The sequence below is a fragment of the Streptomyces sp. NPDC005551 genome (genome assembly GCF_042871785.1).
In the GTDB taxonomy this organism is placed as follows: Bacteria; Actinomycetota; Actinomycetes; order Streptomycetales; family Streptomycetaceae; genus Streptomyces.
The window spans coordinates 152,361-174,542 of record NZ_JBIAJE010000013.1 but is presented as its reverse complement, the minus strand read 5'-3'; the positions used below and the strand labels follow the sequence as shown (position 1 = coordinate 174,542).

At 72.2% G+C, this 22,182-nt stretch carries 20 protein-coding genes; 14 read left to right on the top strand and 6 right to left on the bottom strand.

Annotated features, from left to right (window positions below; genetic code table 11):
* Positions 1 to 157: 157 nt before the first annotated feature.
* Positions 158 to 1,486 (bottom strand): DUF2252 domain-containing protein, encoded by a 1,329-nt coding sequence (locus tag ACFYP4_RS31085; protein ID WP_358852237.1) that lies wholly within the window; start codon positions 1,484 to 1,486, stop codon positions 158 to 160.
* 245 nt (positions 1,487 to 1,731) lie between these two features.
* Between ACFYP4_RS31085 and dnaE the strand changes: the two genes are divergently transcribed.
* A complete protein-coding gene (gene dnaE, locus ACFYP4_RS31080) occupies positions 1,732 to 5,271 on the top strand; it encodes a DNA polymerase III subunit alpha (RefSeq protein WP_358852236.1) in 3,540 nt (1,179 codons plus the stop codon).
* A gap of 124 nt (positions 5,272 to 5,395) precedes the next feature.
* Here the strand turns inward: dnaE and ACFYP4_RS31075 are convergent, their stop codons facing one another.
* Positions 5,396 to 5,569 (bottom strand): hypothetical protein, encoded by a 174-nt coding sequence (locus tag ACFYP4_RS31075; RefSeq protein ID WP_358852235.1) that lies wholly within the window; start codon positions 5,567 to 5,569, stop codon positions 5,396 to 5,398.
* Between the two features lie 230 nt (positions 5,570 to 5,799).
* On the opposite strand from ACFYP4_RS31075, the gene ACFYP4_RS31070 reads away from it, so the two are divergent.
* The 4 genes from ACFYP4_RS31070 to ACFYP4_RS31055 all read left to right on the top strand — a co-directional run bounded on the left by ACFYP4_RS31070 (position 5,800) and on the right by ACFYP4_RS31055 (position 9,732).
* The gene (locus tag ACFYP4_RS31070) at positions 5,800 to 7,017 is read left to right on the top strand and encodes an NYN domain-containing protein (RefSeq protein ID WP_358852234.1); all 1,218 of its coding nucleotides are present in this window, start codon (positions 5,800 to 5,802) and stop codon (positions 7,015 to 7,017) included.
* A 103-nt stretch (positions 7,018 to 7,120) separates the two neighbouring features.
* The gene (locus ACFYP4_RS31065; protein ID WP_358852261.1) at positions 7,121 to 8,092 is read left to right on the top strand and encodes an ABC transporter ATP-binding protein; all 972 of its coding nucleotides are present in this window, start codon (positions 7,121 to 7,123) and stop codon (positions 8,090 to 8,092) included.
* A 115-nt stretch (positions 8,093 to 8,207) separates the two neighbouring features.
* A complete protein-coding gene (locus tag ACFYP4_RS31060; protein ID WP_388789966.1) occupies positions 8,208 to 9,029 on the top strand; it encodes an ABC transporter permease in 822 nt (273 codons plus the stop codon).
* Between the two features lie 34 nt (positions 9,030 to 9,063).
* On the top strand, positions 9,064 to 9,732 hold the full coding sequence (locus ACFYP4_RS31055; RefSeq protein WP_388789963.1) for an AAA family ATPase: 669 nt from the start codon (positions 9,064 to 9,066) through the stop codon (positions 9,730 to 9,732).
* Positions 9,733 to 9,954: 222 nt separating this feature from the next.
* Here ACFYP4_RS31055 and ybaK read toward each other — a convergent pair whose 3' ends face one another.
* The 4 genes from ybaK to ACFYP4_RS31035 form a co-directional block, all read right to left on the bottom strand.
* Positions 9,955 to 10,455 (bottom strand): Cys-tRNA(Pro) deacylase, encoded by a 501-nt coding sequence (ybaK, locus tag ACFYP4_RS31050; RefSeq protein ID WP_358852231.1) that lies wholly within the window; start codon positions 10,453 to 10,455, stop codon positions 9,955 to 9,957.
* 37 nt (positions 10,456 to 10,492) lie between these two features.
* Positions 10,493 to 11,233, bottom strand: a complete 741-nt coding sequence (locus tag ACFYP4_RS31045) for an LON peptidase substrate-binding domain-containing protein (RefSeq protein ID WP_358852230.1) — start codon at positions 11,231 to 11,233, stop codon at positions 10,493 to 10,495.
* Positions 11,234 to 11,244: 11 nt separating this feature from the next.
* The gene (locus ACFYP4_RS31040; protein WP_358852229.1) at positions 11,245 to 12,285 is read right to left on the bottom strand and encodes a hypothetical protein; all 1,041 of its coding nucleotides are present in this window, start codon (positions 12,283 to 12,285) and stop codon (positions 11,245 to 11,247) included.
* A gap of 142 nt (positions 12,286 to 12,427) precedes the next feature.
* Entirely contained in the window at positions 12,428 to 14,008 is a 1,581-nt protein-coding gene (locus ACFYP4_RS31035; protein ID WP_358852228.1) for an oxidoreductase, read from the bottom strand.
* A 210-nt stretch (positions 14,009 to 14,218) separates the two neighbouring features.
* On the opposite strand from ACFYP4_RS31035, the gene hisD reads away from it, so the two are divergent.
* From hisD to ACFYP4_RS30990, 9 genes are all read left to right on the top strand, one after another.
* Positions 14,219 to 15,541, top strand: coding sequence for a histidinol dehydrogenase (gene hisD / locus ACFYP4_RS31030; protein ID WP_388789958.1), 1,323 nt, complete (start codon positions 14,219 to 14,221; stop codon positions 15,539 to 15,541).
* Positions 15,538 to 16,674 (top strand): histidinol-phosphate transaminase, encoded by a 1,137-nt coding sequence (locus tag ACFYP4_RS31025; RefSeq protein ID WP_388789955.1) that lies wholly within the window; start codon positions 15,538 to 15,540, stop codon positions 16,672 to 16,674. Before hisD ends, ACFYP4_RS31025 begins: the two co-directional genes overlap by 4 nt.
* Complete coding sequence (gene hisB / locus ACFYP4_RS31020) at positions 16,671 to 17,264, top strand: imidazoleglycerol-phosphate dehydratase HisB (protein ID WP_358852225.1); 594 nt, start codon at positions 16,671 to 16,673, stop codon at positions 17,262 to 17,264. Before ACFYP4_RS31025 ends, hisB begins: the two co-directional genes overlap by 4 nt.
* Positions 17,261 to 17,425: a hypothetical protein gene (locus tag ACFYP4_RS31015; protein ID WP_358852224.1), complete on the top strand. Its 165-nt coding sequence runs from the start codon at positions 17,261 to 17,263 to the stop codon at positions 17,423 to 17,425. Before hisB ends, ACFYP4_RS31015 begins: the two co-directional genes overlap by 4 nt.
* On the top strand, positions 17,416 to 18,063 hold the full coding sequence (hisH, locus tag ACFYP4_RS31010) for an imidazole glycerol phosphate synthase subunit HisH (protein WP_358852223.1): 648 nt from the start codon (positions 17,416 to 17,418) through the stop codon (positions 18,061 to 18,063). Before ACFYP4_RS31015 ends, hisH begins: the two co-directional genes overlap by 10 nt.
* A complete protein-coding gene (priA, locus tag ACFYP4_RS31005) occupies positions 18,063 to 18,791 on the top strand; it encodes a bifunctional 1-(5-phosphoribosyl)-5-((5-phosphoribosylamino)methylideneamino)imidazole-4-carboxamide isomerase/phosphoribosylanthranilate isomerase PriA (protein ID WP_358852222.1) in 729 nt (242 codons plus the stop codon). The genes hisH and priA overlap by 1 nt, the downstream gene beginning before the upstream one ends.
* The gene (locus ACFYP4_RS31000; protein WP_358852221.1) at positions 18,788 to 19,186 is read left to right on the top strand and encodes a RidA family protein; all 399 of its coding nucleotides are present in this window, start codon (positions 18,788 to 18,790) and stop codon (positions 19,184 to 19,186) included. Before priA ends, ACFYP4_RS31000 begins: the two co-directional genes overlap by 4 nt.
* Positions 19,183 to 19,938, top strand: a complete 756-nt coding sequence (hisF, locus tag ACFYP4_RS30995) for an imidazole glycerol phosphate synthase subunit HisF (RefSeq protein ID WP_358852220.1) — start codon at positions 19,183 to 19,185, stop codon at positions 19,936 to 19,938. Before ACFYP4_RS31000 ends, hisF begins: the two co-directional genes overlap by 4 nt.
* Before the next feature lie 368 nt (positions 19,939 to 20,306).
* The gene (locus ACFYP4_RS30990; protein ID WP_388789949.1) at positions 20,307 to 21,275 is read left to right on the top strand and encodes an alpha/beta hydrolase family protein; all 969 of its coding nucleotides are present in this window, start codon (positions 20,307 to 20,309) and stop codon (positions 21,273 to 21,275) included.
* Positions 21,276 to 22,182 lie beyond the last annotated feature (907 nt).

Sequence of the window (22,182 nt, the reverse complement as noted above, 5' to 3'; positions counted from 1 at the left end):
CGCTGCTGGGGCTTTTTCGCCCTCGGGGTCCTCGCCGAGCGCGCGACCAGCTCCTGACCGGCGGTCTTTGTTTGTTGCTTCCAGGGCTGGGCGCGGGGGGGCGGGGCGCCCGGCCCCCCCACGACCGGCCGTGGGCCCCACGGCCGGGAGCGGGCGGTTACAGGCCGGGAATCCGGCCGTTGCGGAAGAGGTCCACGAAGATCTGGTGGTCGGCACGCGCGCGTGCCCCGTAGTCGTGGGCGAAGTCGACCAGGAGGTCGGCGAAGCCGTCCTCGTCGGCCGCGATCGCGGCGTCGATGGCCCGCTCCGTGGAGAACGGGACCAGATCCGAGTGGCCGCTCTCGTCGTCCGCCGCCGCGTGCATCGTGGCCGTGGCGCGGCCGAGGTCGGCGACCACCGTCGCGATCTCCTCCGGGTCGTCGATGTCGCCCCAGTCCAGGTCGACCGCGTACGGCGACACCTCGGCGACCAGCTGGCCCGCGCCGTCCAGCTCGGTCCAGCCGAGCCACGGGTCGGCGTGCGCCTGGAGGGCACGCTGCGAGATCACCGTGCGGTGGCCCTCGTGCTGGAAGTACTCGCGGATCGAGGCGTCCGTGATGTGCCGGGAGACGGCCGGGGTCTGGGCCTGCTTCACGTAGATCACGACATCGTTCTCCAGGGCGTCGCTGTTGCCCTCCAGGAGGATGTTGTACGACGGCAGGCCCGCCGAGCCGATGCCGATGCCGCGGCGGCCCACGACGTCCTTCACCCGGTACGAGTCGGGGCGGGTCAGCGAGGACTCCGGGAGCGTCTCCAGATAGCCGTCGAAGGCGGCGAGCACCTTGTAGCGCGTGGCCGCGTCCAGCTCGACCGAGCCGCCGTCCTCCGCGAAGCGGCGCTCGAAGTCACGGATCTCGGTCATCGAGTCCAGCAGCCCGAAGCGGGTCAGCGAGCGCGCGACGCGCAGCGCGCCCAGCAGCGGGCCCTCGGCGGTGTCCAGGGTGAAGGGGGGCACCTCGTCGCTCTTGGCGCCCGTGGACAGGGCGCGGATGCGCTCGCGGTAGGCCTGCGCGTAGACCCTGACCAGCTCGGTGATCTGTTCGTCACTGAGCGCCTTCGCGTACCCGATCAGCGCCACGGAGGCGGCGAAGCGCTTGAGGTCCCAGGTGAAGGGTCCGACGTAGGCCTCGTCGAAGTCGTTCACGTTGAAGATCAGACGGCCCTGGGCGTCCATGTACGTGCCGAAGTTCTCGGCGTGCAGGTCGCCGTGGATCCACACCCGCGACGTGCGCTCGTCCAGGTAGGGGCCGCCCCGCTTGTCGGCGTCCAGGTCGTGGTAGAAGAGGCCCGCCGTGCCCCGGTAGAACGCGAAGGCGCTGGCCGCCATCTTGCGGAACTTCACCCGGAACGCGGCCGGGTCGGCGGCCAGGAGCTCGCCGAACGCGGTGTCGAAGACGGCGAGGATCTGCTCGCCGCGTTGCTCGGCGCTGAGCTGCGGGACCGACATCGCTGGGTGCCTCCTGGTGCAGGTGGTGCGTGACATGGGGGACGGTCGCGCCGCCCTGGTGGGGACGGACGGCCCCGTCCGCTTCAACGGACGACGGTACGCGGGAGTGCCCGCGTGCCCCGCACGAAGGTACGGGGGAGAGCCCCCGGAGTGTCAGTGCCGCGGCATAGACTTCGACGCTGTCCCACCGGACCGTCCGCAGTCCGTCGACGATTGTTCTTCTGTTCTTCCTGGAGGCCGAAGCCGTGTCAAAGCCGCCGTTCACGCACCTGCACGTCCACACCCAGTACTCGCTGCTGGACGGTGCCGCGCGGCTCAAGGACATGTTCGCGGCGTGCAACGAGATGGGCATGACGCACATCGCGATGAGCGACCACGGCAACCTCCACGGGGCGTACGACTTCTTCCACACGGCGCAGAAGGCGGGCGTCACCCCGATCATCGGCATCGAGGCGTACGTCGCCCCCGAGTCCCGGCGCAACAAGCGCAAGATCCAGTGGGGCCAGCCGCACCAGAAGCGCGACGACGTGTCCGGTTCGGGCGGTTACACGCACAAGACGATCTGGGCTGCGAACAAGACGGGCCTGCACAACCTCTTCAAGCTCTCCTCGGACGCGTACGCCGAGGGCTGGCTGCAGAAGTGGCCGCGCATGGACAAGGAGACCATCTCCCAGTGGTCCGAGGGGCTCATCGCGTCCACCGGCTGCCCGTCCGGCGAACTGCAGACCCGGCTGCGCCTCGGCCAGTTCGACGAGGCCCTGAAGTCGGCCGCCGAGTACCAGGAGATCTTCGGCAAGGACCGCTACTTCCTGGAGCTGATGGACCACGGGATCGAGATCGAGCGCCGGGTCCGCGACGGCCTCCTGGAGATCGGCAAGAAGCTCGGCATCCCGCCCCTGGTGACGAACGACTCGCACTACACGTACGCGCACGAGGCGACCGCCCACGACGCCCTGCTGTGCATCCAGACCGGCAAGAACCTCTCGGACCCCGACCGCTTCCGCTTCGACGGCACCGGCTACTACCTGAAGTCGACGGACGAGATGTACGCCATCGACTCCTCGGACGCCTGGCAGGAGGGCTGCGCCAACACCCTCCTGGTCGCCGAGCAGATCGACACCACGGGCATGTTCGAGGCCAAGAACCTCATGCCGAAGTTCGACATTCCGGAGGGGTACACCGAGGTCACCTGGTTCCAGGAGGAGGTCCGGGTCGGCATGGGCCGCCGCTACCCGGGCGGTGTCCCCGAGGACCGCCAGAGGCAGGCGGAGTACGAGATGGACGTCATCATCCAGATGGGGTTCCCGGGCTACTTCCTCGTCGTCGCCGACTTCATCATGTGGGCCAAGAAGAACGGCATCGCCGTCGGCCCCGGCCGGGGGTCCGCGGCCGGTTCGATCGTCGCGTACGCCATGGGCATCACCGACCTCGACCCGATCGAGCACGGTCTGATCTTCGAGCGGTTCCTGAACCCCGAGCGCGTCTCCATGCCCGATGTCGACATCGACTTCGACGAGCGCAGGCGCGTCGAGGTGATCAGGTACGTGACCGAGAAGTACGGCGCCGACAAGGTCGCCATGATCGGCACCTACGGCAAGATCAAGGCCAAGAACGCGATCAAGGACTCCGCGCGGGTACTGGGCTACCCGTACGCGATGGGCGACCGGCTCACCAAGGCCATGCCCGCCGACGTCCTCGGCAAGGGCATCGACCTGAACGGCATCACCGACCCCTCGCACCCCCGTTACAACGAGGCCGGCGAGATCCGCGCGATGTACGAGAACGAGCCGGACGTCAAGAAGGTCATCGACACCGCCAAGGGCGTCGAGGGCCTGGTCCGGCAGATGGGCGTGCACGCCGCCGGCGTGATCATGTCCAGCGAGCCCATCGTCGACCACGCCCCGATCTGGGTGCGGCACACCGACGGCGTCACCATCACGCAGTGGGACTACCCCCAGTGCGAGTCGCTCGGCCTGCTCAAGATGGACTTCCTGGGCCTGCGGAACCTGACCATCATGGACGACGCCGTCAAGATGGTGGAGGCCAACAAGGGCGTCAGACTGGAGCTCCTCGAGGTCCCGCTGGACGACCCCAAGACCTACGAGATGCTCTGCCGCGGCGACACCCTCGGTGTGTTCCAGTTCGACGGCGGGCCGATGCGCTCGCTGCTGCGCCAGATGCAGCCCGACAACTTCGAGGACATCTCCGCCGTCTCGGCCCTGTACCGGCCCGGCCCGATGGGCATGAACTCGCACATCAACTACGCCGAGCGCAAGAACGGGCGCCAGGAGATCACCCCGATCCACCCGGAGCTCGAGGAGCCCCTGAAGGAGACGCTGGGCCTGACCTACGGCCTCATCGTCTACCAGGAGCAGGTGCAGAAGGCCGCCCAGATCATCGCCGGGTACTCGCTCGGCGAGGCCGACATCCTGCGCCGCGTGATGGGCAAGAAGAAGCCCGAGGAGCTGGCGAAGAACTTCACGATCTTCCAGGCCGGCGCCAAGAAGAACGGCTTCTCCGACGAGGCGATCCAGGCCCTGTGGGACGTCCTGGTGCCCTTCGCCGGCTACGCGTTCAACAAGGCGCACTCCTCCGCGTACGGCCTCGTCACGTACTGGACCGCCTTCCTCAAGGCCAACTACCCGGCCGAGTACATGGCGGCCCTGCTGACCTCGGTCAAGGACGACAAGGACAAGTCGGCCGTCTACCTGAACGAGTGCCGGCGCATGGGCATCAAGGTCCTGCCGCCCAACGTGAACGAGTCCGAGCACAACTTCGCCGCCCAGGGCGACGACGTGATCCTCTTCGGGCTCTCCGCCGTCCGCAACGTCGGCACGAACGTGGTCGAGGCGATCATCCGCGGCCGCAAGGCCAAGGGGAAGTACACGTCCTTCCCCGACTACCTCGACAAGGTCGAGGCGGTCGCCTGCAACAAGCGCACCACCGAATCGCTGATCAAGGCGGGCGCGTTCGACACGATGGGGCACACCCGCAAGGGCCTCACCGCACAGTACGAGCCGATGATCGACAACGTGGTGCAGGTCAAGCGCAAGGAGGCCGAGGGCCAGTTCGACCTCTTCGGCGGCATGGGCGACGACGCCGCGGACGAGCCGGGCTTCGGGCTCGACGTCGAGTTCACGACCGACGAGTGGGACAAGACCTATCTCCTCGCGCAGGAGCGGGAGATGCTCGGGCTGTACGTCTCCGACCACCCGCTCTTCGGACTGGAGCACGTCCTGTCCGACAAGGCGGACGCGGGCATCTCCCAGCTCACCGGCGGTGAGCACGCGGACGGCGCGGTCGTCACCATCGGCGGCATCATCTCGGGCCTCCAGCGCAAGATGACCAAGCAGGGCAACGCCTGGGCCATCGCGACGGTGGAGGACCTCGCGGGCTCCATCGAGTGCATGTTCTTCCCGGCGACCTACCAGCTGGTGTCGACCCAACTCGTCGAGGACGCCGTGGTGTTCGTCAAGGGACGCCTCGACAAGCGCGAGGACGTGCCGCGGCTCGTCGCGATGGAGCTGATGGTCCCCGACCTGTCGAACGCGGGCACCAACGCGCCCGTGATCCTGACCATCCCGACCGTGAAGGTCACCCCGCCCATGGTCAGCCGACTCGGGGAGATCCTCAGCCACCACAAGGGCGACAGCGAGGTCCGCATCAGGCTCCAGGGCCCTCGCAAGACGACCGTGCTCCGGCTCGACCGACACCGGGTCAAGCCCGACCCCGCCCTCTTCGGCGACCTGAAGGTCCTGCTCGGACCGGCCTGCCTGGCGGGCTGACCACCGGGAGAGCGACGGAGCCGGGCCCGCGGCGGGCCGGCCGGACGGACGCAGCGAGGGGCGCACCCACCCGCGGGTGCGCCCCTCGCTGCGTGCTCAGGCCTCAACGGCCCTGTCGCCCGCCTCAGTTGTGGCCGAAGCGCTTCTGGTGCTTACGGGCGACATCGGAGGGGCTGCCCTGGACCTGAGCCAGCTGCGCTGCCTCGGTCGCGGTGGAACGCGTGTGCTCCGGGGCCTGGTCCGGCTGCGCGGAACGGTCCTGGGCGGCGCCCTGCTTGCGGTTCTTGTTCTTGGCCATGGTGATCTGCCTCCTGAAGGGGATCTAGGGGCCAGGGCCGGAACCAGATTCACACGGCCCGACAAGCCGCGCATGTCGGATAATTACCGTGCGTGACAAGCACCGTCGGGGAACGATCCGCCGCTGCGCCACGCCGAAGATCGAGTTCGGGCCGTTAACCTTCGCGCCGTCGGGCAGACTCGAACCAAGCCCGAAGCGAACCTCCCGGAAACCGGAAAGAGGGTGGACCCGTGGACCGCTGCATCGTCCTGGTGGACGCCGGGTATCTGCTCGGGGCCGCCGCCAGCCTGCTCGCCGGGGAACCCTCTCGCTCCCGGATCACCGTCGACCACGCCGCCCTCATCCAGGGGTTGCGCGAGCGCGCCGAGTCCGACACGGAACGGCCCCTGCTGCGCATCTACTGGTTCGACGGCGCCCCCGACCGCGTACCCCAGCCCGAGCACCGCAGGCTGCGCGTGATGCCGCGGGTGACGGTGCGCCTGGGCGCGCTGACCCGCAGCGACGGCCGGTGGGCGCAGAAGGGCGTCGACGCCGCCATGCACGCCGAGTTGACCGAGCTGGCGCGCAACCGCGCCTGCTCCGACGTGGTCCTGGTCACCGGCGACGGGGATCTGCTGCCCGGCATGATGGCGGCGAAGGAGCACGGCGTCGCCGTCCACCTCTGGGCCGTGCAGGCCGCCGACGGCGACTACAACCAGTCCGAGGACCTCGTCGCCGAGGCCGACGAGCGCCGCGTGCTCGACCGGATCTGGATCACCAGGGCCGTCCGCGCCAAGGAGACGGGCGCGGTCTGCGCGCCGTCGCCCGTGCCGCGGCCCGAGATCGCCGCCATCCTCTCCGCGCCGCTGCCCGAGTCGGCGCCCTCCGCCGCGGCCGACCGGACCGCGGAGCAGACCGAGCACGTCACGGCGGCCGAGCCCCGCGACGGTACGCAGGAGCGGGTCCCCGCACCCAAGGGCGTCCCCACCCCCAAAGACCTCGCCGCCCTGCGCGGGCCCGGCACCCAGCCCGCCCAGCACCCCACGACCGCGACACTGCGCTGGTCCTCCGACAAGGGCTGGGTCGAGCGCCCGGGCGGCGCCGGGGAATCCGCCGAGGCCGCCTCGCTGCCCACACTCGCCCAGCTCACCTCCGCCGAGCAGCGCTGGGCGGACCGCGAGGAGGACATCACCACCGTCGGCGGCGACCCCTACGAGGTCGGACAGGTGTTCGCGCGCCGCTGGATGGCCCGGCTCACGGACCAGAACCACCTGCAGAAGCTCTCCGCGATGTACCCGCGCGTCCCGCACCGGGTGGACGGGGAGCTGCTGCGGTACGCCGCCCGCTTCGGGCTCCTCGCGCACAAGGACGACCAGATCGACGAGCACGACCGGTACGCGATCCGGGCCGGCTTCTGGCGCGAGATCGACGTGCGCACGGCGGCGGAGCACGCGCCCGCGGGGGAGTGAGCGGCGGCCCCGGGCGCATAACGGGGCATCGGACCCCGTAGTCTCGTCCCTCGTGAGTACGCGCACGGCACAGGCAGTCCGCAGGGGACACGGTGGTGCTGTCGTGTGCGCCGTCCGGGGCCTGACGAAGACCTACCCGGCGGTGCGCGGACGGCGCGGTGCCCCCGCGACACCCGAGGTGCGGGCCAACGACGGGGTGCGCCTCGACATCCGGCGCGGCGAGATCTTCGGACTGCTCGGGCCCAACGGCGCCGGCAAGTCCACCCTCGTACGGCAGCTGACCGGGCTGATGCGGCCCGACGGCGGCAGTGTCGAGATCCTCGGCCACGACATCGTGCGCCACCCGGAGCGGGCGGCGCGCATCCTCGCGTACCTCGGGCAGGAGTCCACCGCCCTCGACGACCTGACCGTGTCGCTCGCCGCGGAGACGACCGGGCGGCTGCGCGGCCTCGAGCTGCGGCAGGCGCGCGCCGAACGGGACGCGGTCCTGGACGAGCTCGGCCTCACGCCGCTCGCCTCCCGCCCGCTGCGGCGGCTGTCCGGCGGACAGCGGCGGCTCGCCTGCTTCGCCGCCGCCCTGGTCGGCGAGCGCCCGCTGCTCGTCCTCGACGAGCCGACGACCGGCATGGACCCCGTCGCCCGCCGGGCCGTGTGGGCCGCGGTCGACCGGCGCCGGGCCGAGCACGGCGCGACCGTCCTGCTGGTCACCCACAACGTCATCGAGGCGGAGACGGTCCTCGACCGGGTCGCCGTCCTCGACCGGGGCCGGGTCATCGCCTGCGACACCCCGGCCGGGCTCAAGGAACGGGTCGCGGGCGAGGTACGGGTCGAACTCGTGTGGCGGCAGAGCGCCCCCCTGCACGTCCCCGAGGTCGCCGCGCTGCGCGCCCGCGCCGTCGAGTCCGGCCGCCGCTGGACGCTGCGGCTCGCGCCCGAGGAGGCCCGCGCGGCCGTCGCCACGGTCACCGGGGGCGCCGCCTTCGCCGCCCTGGACGACTTCACGCTGGCCACCCCGAGCCTGGAGGACGTGTACCTGGCGCTGGGCGGAAATGGCCAGGGGCTGGTGAAATCGTGAGCGCACAGGCCGCGGTGTCCGTACGGGACGCCGGAGGTGCCGCCGGGTGCCGCCCGCGCGGGGTCGCGGGCGCCGGGAACAGGACGGCTGCCGGAGCGAAGAGGAGCAGCTCGACGTGAGTGTCGTACCCGCTGGGGTTCTGCCGGGCGGCGCGCTGCCCGCGGCCGAGGATGCCGGCGACGCCGCGGAACTGGGGCCGCGGGCCCGGCTGTGGCCGTCGCTGGCCGCCGTGTACCGGGCGCAGCTCTCCCGGGCCCGGGTCGCGCGGATCCCGCTGCTGTTCGTGGCCACCTTCCAGTCCGTCGGGATCATGATCCTGATGCGCGGCGTGGTGGACGGCGGCGGCGAGGCGCGTTCCGTGGTGGCCGGGGCTTCGGTCCTGGTGGTGGCCTTCGTCGCCCTCAACCTCCTCGCCCAGTACTTCGGGCAGCTGCGGGCCGGCGGCGGACTCGACCACTACGCGACGCTGCCGGTGCCGCCCGCCGCCGTGGTGCTCGGCGCCGCCGGCGCGTACGCCTCGTTCACCGTGCCGGGGACCTTCGCCACCGCCGTCTTCGGCTCCGTGCTCTTCGGGCTGCCGATGACGCACCTGTGGGTGCTCGCCGCGGTGATCCCGCTCGCGGGCGCCGCGCTCGCCGGGCTCGGGGCCGCGCTCGGGCTGCTCGCGCCGCGGCCCGAACTCGCCACGCTCCTCGGTCAGCTGGGCATGTCGGCGGCGCTGCTGCTCGGGGTGCTCCCGCCGGAGCGGCTGCCGACGGTGGTCCGGTACGCGCGTGACCTGCTGCCGTCCACGTACGGCGTCGAGGCGTTCGCGCGGGCCTTCGACGCCCGTCCCGACTGGGCCCTCGTCGTCGGGGACCTCGCCGTGTGCGCCGGGGTGGGCGTCGCCTCCCTGGCGCTCGCGACCTGGGCGTACCGCCGGGCGGCCGTCCGGTGACGCGGCCCACAGGCGGGCCTGGCACGATGTCAGGGTGACCGCACCGCTGACTCCGCCTCCGCCGCCGCACCAGGGTTCCCCGCACCACGACTGGCAGGCGCCGCCCGCCGACGGCGCCACCGGGCCCTCCCTGTACGAACAGGACGTCCCCGGAATGAAGACCGAGGTGCGGGAGGCCGCCGTCGTCACCGTGGCGGTGGCGCTCGGCGGGGTGCTGCTCGGTCTGCTGTGGTGGTGGCTCGCTCCGCACGTGCCCCTCGTCGGCGGCATCGTCGACAAGAAGTGGGTCGTGTACTTCAAGGACACCGAGGGTGAGCAGGCCATCGGGGTCGACGGAACGTTTACCCTCCTCGCGGTCGCGTTCGGGGCGCTCAGTGCGCTCGGGGTGTTCCTGGTGCGGCGGCGCGGGGGTGTGCCGCTCGTGGTCGGGCTCGCGCTGGGAGGGCTGCTCGGGTCGCTGCTCGCCTGGCGGATCGGCGTGTGGCTCGGGCCCACGTCCAACGTGATCGCCCACGCCAGGGCCGTCGGCAAGGGGGTCACCTTCTCGGCGCCGCTGAAGCTGAACGCCAAGGGGGCGCTGCTCGCGTGGTCGCTGGCCGGGCTGGCCGTGCATCTCGGGCTCACCGCGATGTTCGGGCCCCGGGATCCCGAGCCGTATCCCGGCGGTCACGGGGCCGCGTCGGTGCCTTCCGCGGGGGCGTAGGTCCCCGGGGGCCCGGGGCGGGCGTGGGTGTTCTCGCCCCCTCCGCCCCTTCCCGTCCCGTCCCCGGGGGCTGCGCCCCCGGACCCCCTCGTCGCGCTGCGTGCTCGTCCTCAAGCGCCGGACGGGCTGAAATTTGCCGCCTTGTCGCGCTGCGTGCTCGTCCTCAAGCGCCGGACGGGCTGGATTGGCCGCCTTGGACGGGCTGGATTGGTCGGCCAGTGGTCAGGCGCGGGACACCGGGGCCGTCACCGCTCCGGTCAGGGCGGTCAGGGCGTCCGGGGACAGCTCCACCTCCAGGCCCCGGCGGCCGGCCGAGACGCAGATCGTGGCGTGGTGTGCGGCGGAGGCGTCGAGGACCGTGCGGAGCTTTTTGCGCTGGCCGAGGGGGGAGATGCCGCCGCGGACGTACCCCGTGGTGCGCTCGGCCGCCGCCGGGTCCGCCATCGCGGCGCGTTTGCCGCCGACCGCCGTGGCCAGGGCCTTCAGGTCCAGGGAGCCCGCGACGGGGACGACGGCGACCACGAGGGCGCCGTCGACGTCCGCCACGAGGGTCTTGAACACCCGGTCGGGGGAGACACCCATCGCCTCCGCGGCCTCCTCGCCGTACGAGGGGTGCGCGGGGTCGTGCTCGTAGGCGTGGACCGTGTACGGGACGCCCGCGGCCGTGAGGGCCACCGTGGCCGGGGTGCCGCCGGGCTGCTGCTTCTTCGGCTTCTTCGCCATCGCCTTCTCGGATCCGGGAGACGCGTCGGGAGGGACGTCAGTTCAGACTCGTCGGGCCGCGCGTCAGCTCCGACGCCGGCAACGACGGCAGATTGCGGATGATCGCCGTCTCGGCGCGCAGCAGGGTCAGCTCGTCGCGCAGGCGCGAGGCGGTGTCCGGCGCCTGGAGCAGCCGCTGCTTCACCGGGATGTCGTGCATCATGGCGGCCGCGACGAGATACGAGACGACGGACGGCTCGTCCGGCAGGTCCGCGCCGGTCGTGAGCGAGCGCTCCCGGGCCCCTGCCAGCCGCTTCTGGTACTGCCTGAAGGCTCGCAGCACGCCCTCGGCGAGCGGACCGGCCTCGTCGCCGGGCTCCTCCTCCAGCTCCTCGAGCTCGGCGGTGAGATACGGGCCCGAGGCCTCCACGGACAGCAGCCGCACCCGGGTGGTGCCGGTGGCCAGCACCTCGAAGCTGCCGTCGGCGCGCTCGCGGATGGTCGCCGCGTCCGCGACACAGCCCACCTCGTGGAAGGCCGCGGCGGGCTCGTCGCCGAAACCGGCGGCGGGTCCGCGGTTCAGTACGGCGGTCGGATCCGGCATGCCGGGTGCGGTGGGGGCGACCTCGTGGCCGTCGCGAATGGCGACGACGGCGAACCTGCGCGGTTCGTCCTCGGGGGTCTTCAGGAGTTCGCGCATCATCGCGCGATAGCGCTCCTCGAAAATGTTCAGGGGAAGCACGAGACCCGGGAACAGAACCGAGTTCAGCGGGAAGAGCGGGAGCCGGACGGTGGTCACGACGGCAAAGCCTAATGGTCGCCGGAGGCGGCACGTCCGCGCCGCCCACCCTGTGGATGGCCGGAGCGTCCCGGCGAGCCCAGCGGCAGCCCGGCGGCCACCTCCAGCCGGATCCCGTCCCGCAGCTCCAGGAACTGGCCCAGCGGGTCGTCCGAGACCCGGTCCCAGGGGAACGACGTGGCGTACGGGCCGATCCGCCGCACCTGCTCCAGGGCGTCCTCCCAGCGGCCGAGCGTGACCAGGACGCAGGTCAGAAGGTTGCGGACCTCCGCGGGCCAGGGGTCGGCGGGCGGATGGGCCGCGGACACCCCGATCGCCAGGTCGGCCGCCGCGTCGAGGCGGCGGCGCGGTACCGCGGGCCCGCCGCCCTCGGCCAGGTGGGCGAAGGCGGCCCGCAGCGGCAGCGCCCGCACCAGGGAACCGGGCAGCGCGTCCCGCGCGGCCCGCTCGGCGAAGTCGAAGCACTCGTGGTGGGAGCCGTACCAGGCGGCCGAGAGGTACTGCAGCGCCGCCACGTGGCAGCCGTAGTGGTGCGGGGAGCGGCGTACGGCCTCGCCCCACAGCTTCTCGAACTCGGTGTGCCCGGTGTTCGTGCCGCGGGCGTGGTCGAGCGCGATGCGCCAGGGCACCGGATCGCGCGGGTCGCCCTCGGCGGCGGCGTTGATCAGCGGGGCGGCCTGGCGCAGCAGTTCGGCGCGGGCCGGCGACTCCCAGCCCCGCCGGACCGTGAGTTCGGCCTTGACGAGCAGGGCGTCGGGGTCGTGGGGTGCCGCGGCCTGCCAGGCGCGGAGCCAGGTGTCGCGGGAGCGGGCGAAGACGGCCAGCCGGACGGCGTAGCGGTCGCGGTCCTCCCACTCCGCGGCGTCGCGGGTGGTGGCGAGGAGCTTGGCCGCGGGCCCGTACTCGTCGTGGCCCGCGGCGACGAGCGCCGGCCCGAGCCGCTCGTCGGGCGCGTCGAGGAGCACCTCGTCGTCGGTGGGGAGTCCGGCCGCGAGGCGCGACGTGTTCGTCGCCATCCGGGCGGTACGGAGCAGAGCGCGCAGCAGTGCCATCGTGAACCCATTGAAAACCGCAGGTGGGGACAGGGCCAGGGGGTATCCGGTGACACTTTCGTAACCGTGTCCCGGTTGCTCGGCCGATGGTCAAGGACGAGTAAAAGATGGGGGGGTGCCGCCCTCGGGCGTCCGCGGGCCCTCAGTTCCTGCGCAGCGTGCGGGTCGCTCCCGCCGCCACCGTCGTGGCGAGGACCCAGCCCAGCAGGATCACGACCGCGGCCAGCCACTGCCACCCGCCCCGCAGCTGCCAGTAGCCCACCTGGCCCAGGTCGATGACGGGCAGCAGCAGGTCGAGGGCGAACAGTGAGGGGTTCCACGGCGGATGTTCGCCGTCCGAGATCGGCGGATGGCTCGCGTGGGCGAAGGCGAACGAGCCGGCCGCCCAGAGCACCGCCATCCACACGGCGGCCCGGCCGGGCCGGTACCCGTAGGCGACCGTCCAGTCCTGGGCGTACCCCCACAGCTTGCCCGCGAGCGGCAGCGTCTCGCGGCGCCGGCGCTGCTTCTCCAGCAGCACCTCGCGCGCGTCCTCGTCCTCGCCGGAACCGCGCAGCACGGCCGCGAGGCGTTCGTACGGTTCCGGGTTGTACTCGGCGGTCGCCGCGGCCACCCATTCCAGGCGCCGGGTCAGCGGGAACGCGCCCTGCGGCACCAGGTTCTCGTAGCCGAAGCCGCCCATGTGGACGTTGCCGGGGCCGGGCCAGCTGGCCGCCCTGTCGACCAGGTTCACCACCCGCGCGCCCGACAGCACGACCTTGCCGCGCTCGGGCCGCTCCCCGAGGAAGCGCAGCTCTGGCGTCTGCACCCGGCGCAGGGAGATCTCCTGGTCGTCCTCCAGGACGAAGCGGGCCTGGTCGAAGTCGACGGCGTCCCCGAAGCGTCCGTCGTCGAGCCGGATGCCGCCCTGGCACACGAACCGCTGGAGCCGGGTGCCGCGCGCCGGGGTGCCCCCGCCGGTCAGCAGTGGATTCCCGACGCCCGCCGGGGTCAGGTACAGCGTGCGCTCGACCGTCAGCTGGGGCGCGTTCAGCGCGAGACGTCCGTAAGGGTTCGTCAGCCGGCTGCCGCGCAGGCTGAGCGAGACGCCGACCTGGGCCCCGCGCAGGCTCAGCTCGCCGTGCGACTCCAGCAGCTCGGCCTGCAGGTCCTGGCCGACACTCATGCCGTCGCCGGTGATCGAGCGCATCCGCCGGTCCCGGTAGACCACGGCCTGGTTGAGCAGCAGGTCGGTGCCGATCCGGGCGTCGGTGAGCCGCACGCCGTTGTGGAAGCGGCAGCGCGGCAGATGGAGGTCGCCCTCGGTGTGCACCCGGGCCGCCTCCAGCCGCGGCACCGAGCAGTCGACCAGGCGTACGGTCGTGAACCGGGCCTCCGGCAGCAGGATCTCCTTCTCGAACCGGCACCCCTTCAGCTCCAGGTACGGCTCGATCGTGCCGCCCGCGAGATCGAGCGTGTCCATGATCTGGACGCCGGTCAGCTTCAGGGAGGAGACGCGGCCGTCCAGCGCGGGCGGCCCGTCCAGCAGCAGCCAGGCCACGATCCGCGCCCGTACGCTGCGCTCGGGTCCCCAGGGGTGGCCGCCGTGCGGATCGTCCACGACGGTGTCGCCGCTGCGCAGGTCGTACACGCTGCCGTTGCGGAAGGCCTGCCACATGCCGGCCTCGGCGGCGGTCAGCTCGTCCGGCAGGTCCCCGTTCCTCGCGTCCGCACCCTCGGTCACGTCTCACCCTTCCTTCCCGGCTACTCGCCGGTTTCGCACAACCGTTCAATGCCCGTTCCGTGACGGGCGGAACGCGGGCGGTGACGAATGATCTCCCGGGGCGGCCACCGGCCACCGGTTCCGGCCACGGTCCGGCCCGCTGTCCAGGGCTCGTATCAGCCATTGATACGGGCGTCCGGCGCCCGACGGCGGTCTGAGAGAATTGGCCATGTGATCTCCCGAATCGATCTGCGCGGCGACGCCCTCCCCGAGGGCTCGGCCCTGCGCGACCTGCTGCCCCGAGCCGACTTCGACGTTGCGGCCGCCCTGGAGAAGGTGCGTCCGATCTGCGAGGCCGTGCACCATCGGGGCGACGCGGCGCTGATCGACTACGCGGAGAAGTTCGACGGCGTCCGCCTCGAGTCCGTCCGGGTCCCCGCCCGGGCCCTCGCCGACGCGCTGGAGCAGCTCGACCCGGCCGTGCGCGCCGCCCTGGAGGAGTCCGTCCGCCGTGCCCGGATGGTGCACCGCGCCCAGCGCCGCACCCCGCACACCACCCAGGTCGTGCCCGGCGGCTCGGTCACCGAGAAGTGGGTGCCGGTCGAGCGCGTCGGCCTGTACGCGCCCGGCGGCCGGTCGGTCTACCCGTCCTCCGTCATCATGAACGCGGTCCCGGCGCAGGAGGCCGGTGTCCCGTCCATGGCCCTCGCCTCGCCACCGCAGAAGGAGTTCGGCGGCCTGCCGCACCCCACGATCCTGGCCGCCTGCGCGCTGCTCGGCATCGACGAGGTGTACGCCGCGGGAGGCGCCCAGGCCGTCGCGATGTTCGCCCACGGCACCGAGTCCTGCGCCCCCGCCCGCATGGTCACGGGGCCCGGCAACATCTGGGTCGCCGCCGCCAAGCGGTACTTCACCGGAAAGATCGGCATCGACACCGAGGCCGGTCCCACCGAGATCGCGATCCTCGCCGACGACAGCGCCGACCCGGTGCACGTCGCCTCCGACCTGATCAGCCAGGCCGAGCACGACCCGCTCGCGGCGGCGGTCCTCGTCACCGACTCGGTGGCGCTGGCCGACGCGGTCGAGAAGGAGCTGGCCCCGCAGGTCGCCGCCACCCGGCACGTCGAGGACCGGATCGCCCCCGCGCTGGCGGGCAGGCAGTCCGCGATCGTGCTGGTCGACGGCGTGGAGGAGGGTCTGCGGGTCGTCGACGCGTACGGCGCCGAGCACCTGGAGATCCAGACCGCCGACGCGGCCGCCGTGGCCGGCCGGGTCACCAACGCGGGCGCGATCTTCGTCGGCCCCTGGGCGCCCGTGTCGCTCGGCGACTACTGCGCCGGCTCCAACCACGTGCTGCCCACCGGCGGCTGCGCCTGCCACTCCTCGGGCCTGAGTGTCCAGTCCTTCCTGCGCGGGATCCACATCGTCGACTACACGCGCGACGCCCTCGCCGAGGTCGCCCACCACGTCGTGACGCTCGCCGAGGCCGAGGACCTGCCCGCCCACGGCGCCGCGATCAAGGCCCGGTTCGGATGGAAGGTGCCCAACGAGTGACCGGCATCGACGACCTCCCCGTCCGCGACGAACTGCGCGGCAAGTCCCCGTACGGCGCACCCCAGCTCGACGTGCCCGTGCGGCTGAACACGAACGAGAACCCGTACCCGCTGCCCGAGGCGCTCGTCGAGCGGATCACCGAGCGGGTCCGCGAGGCCGCCCGCGGCCTCAACCGCTACCCCGACCGGGACGCGGTCCAGCTGCGCACCGAGCTGGCCCGGTACCTGACGGACACCGGCGGGTACGCGCTCGGCCCGCAGAACGTGTGGGCGGCCAACGGCTCCAACGAGGTCATCCAGCAGCTGCTGCAGACCTTCGGCGGCCCCGGCCGGACCGCGATCGGCTTCGAGCCCTCGTACTCGATGCACGCGCTCATCGCGCGCGGCACGGGCACGGGCTGGATCTCCGGCCCGCGCAACGAGGACTTCACCATCGACGTGGCCGCCGCCGAACAGGCCGTCGCCGAGCACCGTCCCGACGTCGTGTTCATCACCACCCCGAACAACCCCACCGGCAACTCGGTGCCGCCCGAGACCGTCCTTGCGCTCTACGAGGCGGCGCAGGCGGCGAAGCCGTCCATGGTGGTCGTCGACGAGGCGTACATCGAGTTCAGCCACGGAGCGTCACTGCTCCCGCTGCTCGAAGATCGGCCGAATCTCGTCGTCTCCCGCACGATGTCGAAGGCGTTCGGCGCCGCCGGGCTGCGACTCGGCTACCTCGCAGCGCACCCCGCGGTCGTGGACGCCGTCCAGCTGGTACGGCTGCCGTACCACCTGTCGGCCGTCACCCAGGCGACCGCGCTGGCCGCCCTGGAGCACACCGACACGCTGCTCGGTTACGTCGAGCAGCTGAAGACCGAGCGGGACCGGCTGGTCGACGAACTGCGCGCGAGCGGCTACGAGGTCACCGCGTCCGACGCGAACTTCGTCCAGTTCGGGCGGTTCGAGGACGCGCACGACGTCTGGCAGAAGATCCTCGACCGGGGCGTCCTGGTCCGGGACAACGGCGTGCCGGGCTGGCTGCGGGTCTCCGCCGGCACCCCAACCGAGAACGACGCGTTCCTGGACGCGGTCCGTGAACTACAGAGCCCTGTGGGGGACACCCCCACACCCCCGAAGGAGCAGAGCGCATGAGCCGCGTAGGCCGCGTGGAACGGACGACCAAGGAGACGTCGGTCCTCGTCGAGATCGATCTCGACGGCACCGGCAGGGTCGAGGTGGCGACGGGCGTCGGTTTCTACGACCACATGCTCGACCAGCTCGGCCGCCACGGTCTGTTCGACCTGACCGTGAAGACCGAGGGCGACCTCCACATCGACTCGCACCACACCATCGAGGACACCGCCCTCGCCCTCGGCGCCGCCTTCCGGCAGGCGCTCGGCGACAAGGTGGGCATCTACCGCTTCGGAAACTGCACGGTCCCGCTGGACGAGTCGCTCGCCCAGGTCACCGTCGACCTCTCCGGCCGCCCCTACCTGGTGCACACCGAGCCCGAGAACATGGCGCCGATGATCGGCGAGTACGACACGACGATGACCCGGCACATCCTGGAGTCCTTCGTCGCCCAGGCCCAGATCGCCCTGCACGTGCACGTGCCCTACGGCCGCAACGCGCACCACATCGTGGAGTGCCAGTTCAAGGCGCTGGCCCGCGCCCTGCGGTACGCGAGCGAGCGCGACCCGCGCGCCGCGGGCATCCTCCCCTCCACGAAGGGCGCGCTGTGACCGGCCTGTCGACCCTCCTGATCGTCGTCGGGCTGTTCCTGCTCGGCGGCATCTACTCCTTCGTCAAGCAGCAGATGCCCAAGGGCCTGATCGTGCTGCTCTCCATCGGCGCGGCGATGTGCCTCGTCGCGGGCGTCATGCGGCTGGAGGTGTGGAATTGAGCACCCGCAAGAAGGTCGTCGTCTTCGACTACGGCTTCGGCAACGTCCGGTCCGCCGAGCGGGCCCTCGCCCGCACCGGGGCCGACGTCGAGATCACGCGTGACTTCGACACCGCCATGAACGCCGACGGGCTGCTGGTACCGGGCGTCGGCGCCTTCGCCGCCTGCATGCAGGGTCTGAGGGAGGCGCGCGGCGACTGGATCGTCGGCCGCCGGCTGGCCGGCGGCCGCCCGGTCATGGGCATCTGCGTCGGCATGCAGATCCTCTTCGCCCGCGGCATCGAGCACGGCGTGCAGACCGAGGGCCTGGACGAATGGCCCGGCGCGGTCGAGCCGCTCCAGGCCGACATCGTGCCCCACATGGGCTGGAACACCGTCGACGCCCCGGCCGGCACGCAGCTCTTCGCGGGACTCGACACCGACGCGCGCTTCTACTTCGTCCACTCCTACGCCGTCCACGACTGGTCCCTGGAGACCGCGAACCCGGCGCTGCGGGCCCCGCTGGTCACCTGGTCGACCCACGGCAAGCCCTTCGTGGCGGCCGTCGAGAACGGCGCCCTGTGGGCCACGCAGTTCCACCCCGAGAAGTCCGGTGACGCCGGAGCGCAGCTGCTGAACAACTGGATCGGAACCCTCTGATGCCTTCGAAGCTCGAACTCCTCCCCGCCGTCGACGTCCGCGACGGCCAGGCCGTCCGCCTCGTGCACGGCGAGTCCGGGACGGAGACGTCGTACGGCTCCCCGCTGGAGGCCGCCCTCGCCTGGCAGCGCTCGGGCGCGGAATGGCTGCACCTGGTCGACCTGGACGCCGCGTTCGGCACCGGCGACAACCGCACGCTGATCGCCGAGGTCGCGAAGGCGATGGACATCAAGGTGGAGCTGTCCGGCGGCATCCGCGACGACGACACCCTCGCCGCCGCCCTGGCCACCGGCTGCACCCGGGTGAACCTCGGCACGGCCGCCCTGGAGACCCCCGAGTGGGTCGCCAAGGTCATCGCCGAGCACGGCGACAAGATCGCGGTCGGTCTCGACGTACGCGGCACGACGCTGCGCGGCCGCGGCTGGACCCGCGACGGCGGCGACCTCTACGAGACGCTGGCGCGCCTCGACTCCGAGGGCTGCGCGCGCTATGTCGTCACCGACATCGCCAAGGACGGCACGCTCCAGGGCCCGAACCTGGAGCTGCTGCGGAACGTGTGCGCCGTGACGGACCGCCCCGTCGTGGCCTCCGGCGGCGTGTCCTCCCTGGACGACCTGCGGGCCATCGCCGAACTCGTGCCGCTCGGTGTCGAGGGCTCGATCGTCGGGAAGGCGCTGTACGCGAAGGCGTTCACCCTGGAAGAGGCCCTGGAGGCGGTTGCCCTGTGAGCGACGTACGACGTGTGAGGACGGGCGCGCCCTGGGAGGAGACCTTCGGGTACTCCCGCGCGGTGCAGCTGCCCAACGGCCTGGTGCTGGTCTCCGGGTGCACCTCCATAGTGGACGGCGAGATCGCCGGAGGCGGTCCGTACGAGCAGACCGTCAACGCCTTCAACGTGGCGTTCGCCGCCCTGAAGGAGCTCGGTCTCGGGCGCGAGGACGTCGTCCGTACGCGGATGTACCTGACGCACGCCCGGGACGTGGAGGACGTCGGGCGCGCGCACAAGGAACTGTTCGACACCGTGCGGCCCGCCGCGACCATGCTGATCGTCTCCGGCTTCGTGGACCCCAGTCTGGTCGTCGAGGTCGAGGTGGAGGCCTACCGAGGAGTGTCCGCGGCATGACCCTCGCCGTACGAGTCATTCCCTGCCTGGACGTGGACAACGGCCGGGTCGTGAAGGGCGTCAACTTCCAGAACCTGCGCGATGCGGGTGACCCCGTCGAGATGGCAAAGGTGTACGACGCCGAGGGCGCCGACGAGCTGACGTTCCTCGACATCACCGCGTCCTCCGGCAACCGCGAGACCACGTACGACGTGGTGCGCCGCACCGCCGAGCAGGTGTTCATCCCGCTGACGGTGGGCGGCGGCGTGCGCACCGCCGAGGACGTGGACAGGCTGCTGCGGGCGGGCGCGGACAAGGTGGGCGTGAACACGGCCGCCATCGCCCGCCCCGACCTCATCCGGGAGATCGCCGAGCGGTTCGGCCGGCAGGTGCTGGTGCTGTCGGTGGACGCGCGCCGCACCCGGACGGGCTCCTTCGAGGTCACCACCCACGGCGGCCGTCAGGGCACCGGCATCGACGCCGTCGAGTGGGCACACCGGGCCGCGGAGCTGGGCGCGGGCGAGATCCTGCTCAACTCGATGGACGCGGACGGCACGAAGGACGGCTACGACATCGAGATGATCGAGGCCGTCCGCAAGCACGTCACCGTGCCGCTCATCGCCAGCGGGGGAGCGGGCCGGCTGGGGGACTTCCCGCCCGCCGTCGCCGCGGGGGCCGACGCGGTGCTCGCCGCGTCCGTCTTCCACTTCGGTGATCTGCGGATCGGGCAGGTGAAGGACACCCTCCGGGAGGCCGGGCACCCCGTCCGCTGACGGCTGGGCGCCGGTGCCCGTCGGACGGGAGCCGCCGCCCGGGCCGCCGCCCGGGCCCGCACCTGCCTCGCTCCTTCCTCGCCCCGGACTACGGCCCGTGTCGGGCAGCCTCACGGCTGCCCGACACGGGCCGTTCGGCTGCCGGGGGTTGTGAGCGGGGCCCGTGCGGACCGGTGTTCCGCCGTGGTGGCCGGGCCCGGTCCTGAGTGAGACCGGTGATTCTGCCGATGTGCGGGGGCGGGCGGGCCGGGACAGTTGCCGCTGCAACCAACCGAGACGGATCCCGCCGTGCCGGAGGCGTTCCTTCCGGCGCCCCACGCCCTGCGGTACGCCGACCCGCGGCCGGGTCCGTCGCCCCTTCCGAGAGGATGCACACCGTCGTGCAGCAGCCGAGCAGCGAACTCCCCACCGCCGCCCCCGCCCCGGCCGGATCCCGGCCGAGCCGCGTCAAGTCCCGCCTCGTCCGGTCCGGCCTCGCGGCCTTCCTGGCCGTCGGCGCGCTCGTCGCCGGCCAGGCCACCGGAGCGCAGGCCGCCGGGACGGAGGCGGCCGCGAACCCCTACGAGCGCGGTCCCGCGCCGACCGAGTCGAGCATCGAAGCGTCCCGCGGCCCGTACGCCGTCTCCGAGACCTCCGTCTCCTCCCTCTCCGTCACCGGCTTCGGCGGCGGCACCATCTACTACCCGACCTCGACCAGCGACGGCACGTTCGGCGCCATCGCCATCTCGCCCGGCTACACCGCCTACCAGTCGTCCATCGCCTGGCTCGGACCGCGGCTCGCCTCCCAGGGCTTCGTGGTGTTCACCATCGACACCAACACGACCCTCGACCAGCCCGCCAGCCGCGGCGACCAGCTGCTGGCCGCACTCGACTACCTGACCTCGCGCAGCACGGTCCGTACGCGCATCGACAGCAGCCGGCTCGGCGTCATGGGCCACTCCATGGGCGGCGGAGGCACGCTGGAGGCCGCCAAGGACCGTCCCTCGCTCCAGGCGGCGATCCCGCTCACCGGCTGGAACCTCGACAAGACCTGGTCGGAGATCAAGACGCCGACCCTGATCTTCGGCGCCGACGGCGACACGATCGCGCCGGTGGCCTCGCACTCCGAGCCCTTCTACACGAGCCTGCCCAGCTCGCTCGACAAGGCCTACCTGGAGCTGAACGGCGCCACGCACTTCACGCCCAACAGCTCGAACACGACGATCGCGAAGTACAGCATTTCCTGGCTGAAGCGGTTCATCGACAACGACACCCGCTACGAGCAGTTCCTCTGCCCGCTGCCGCGGCCGTCCCTCTCCATCGAGGAGTACCGCGGCAACTGCCCGCACACCTCCTGAGCCCGGCGGGCGCCCCCTTCCGTGGCGGGGGCGCCCGACCGGTACAGCAATGACGGCCGTGTGACACGCGGCCGTCATCGGCGTGTCCGGGCGTCGATCGCCCGTCCGGTTCGGGGGCGCTGCCGGCCGTGCGAGCCCGCCCGGCACTGTGCGGCCGCACAAGCTTGCCGTGCCGCGGCTGGGACCTTGCCCATCGCGCATCGTCCCGGCAGACACCTTCCGGCTGGTCACGCGGGGTGCCCGGGCGGGCGGAACAAGTGAAGGCAGGACTTCCGCGTTCGGTTACGCGGAAGTAACGTGACGGTCGTGACCGGAATGACGACTGCGCGAAGTCCACTCCGGATTTACGGCCGGAGTGCAGAACCCCCGCCCGCGCGGGGGGCGTCGGAGGAGCCGGGGCATGCCCTCGGCCCCGTGCCGCCGCCCGGCGCCGGGCCCGCCCCAGGGCCTGCCCCGGCGCGGTCCCGCGCCCTCACGGCCGGACCGCCCGACCTCCCGGCACCGGGCACCGAGCAGCTCCCGCCGCGTGGAGGGGACGCGGCGGGAGCCCCCGCCCCCGCCCCCGGGGACCACCGGGACACCGGGACGGCCGGGCCCGCCGTATACGGCGCCGGGGGCGAGCGGGGTGAGGCTGTGCGGGACGACCCGGCCGGTGACTCACGGGGCGGGTTCTCCGGGAAGCCCGGGTCCAGCGGTTGCGTGAGCGGAGACGCCCGGCGCGATGCGGCCGAGGGTGTGCCCGCGGGGGCGGCCGGTGACGTGCCGGACGCCGCCCGCGGCCGGTCGGCCGGTGGTGCGGCCGAGGGTGTGCCGGGCGGTGTACGGCCGGGGGCCGCCGATGCCGCGGGCGCCGCTGGGCAACCCGGCGTGTCCGACGGTCTTGGGGCGGGCCTCGGTGGTGTGGAGT

Excerpts from the sequence above, each read along its gene's own strand:
- priA (WP_358852222.1), top strand. The coding sequence starts at position 18,063 with ATGCCTTCGAAGCTCGAACTCCTCCCCGCCGTCGACGTCCGCGACGGC.
- ACFYP4_RS31040 (WP_358852229.1), bottom strand. The coding sequence starts at position 12,285 with ATGGCACTGCTGCGCGCTCTGCTCCGTACCGCCCGGATGGCGACGAAC.
- ACFYP4_RS30990 (WP_388789949.1), top strand. The coding sequence starts at position 20,307 with ATGCACACCGTCGTGCAGCAGCCGAGCAGCGAACTCCCCACCGCCGCC.
- ACFYP4_RS31075 (WP_358852235.1), bottom strand. The coding sequence starts at position 5,569 with ATGGCCAAGAACAAGAACCGCAAGCAGGGCGCCGCCCAGGACCGTTCC.
- hisF (WP_358852220.1), top strand. The coding sequence starts at position 19,183 with ATGACCCTCGCCGTACGAGTCATTCCCTGCCTGGACGTGGACAACGGC.
- ACFYP4_RS31085 (WP_358852237.1), bottom strand. The coding sequence starts at position 1,486 with ATGTCGGTCCCGCAGCTCAGCGCCGAGCAACGCGGCGAGCAGATCCTC.
- ybaK (WP_358852231.1), bottom strand. The coding sequence starts at position 10,455 with ATGGCGAAGAAGCCGAAGAAGCAGCAGCCCGGCGGCACCCCGGCCACG.
- hisB (WP_358852225.1), top strand. The coding sequence starts at position 16,671 with ATGAGCCGCGTAGGCCGCGTGGAACGGACGACCAAGGAGACGTCGGTC.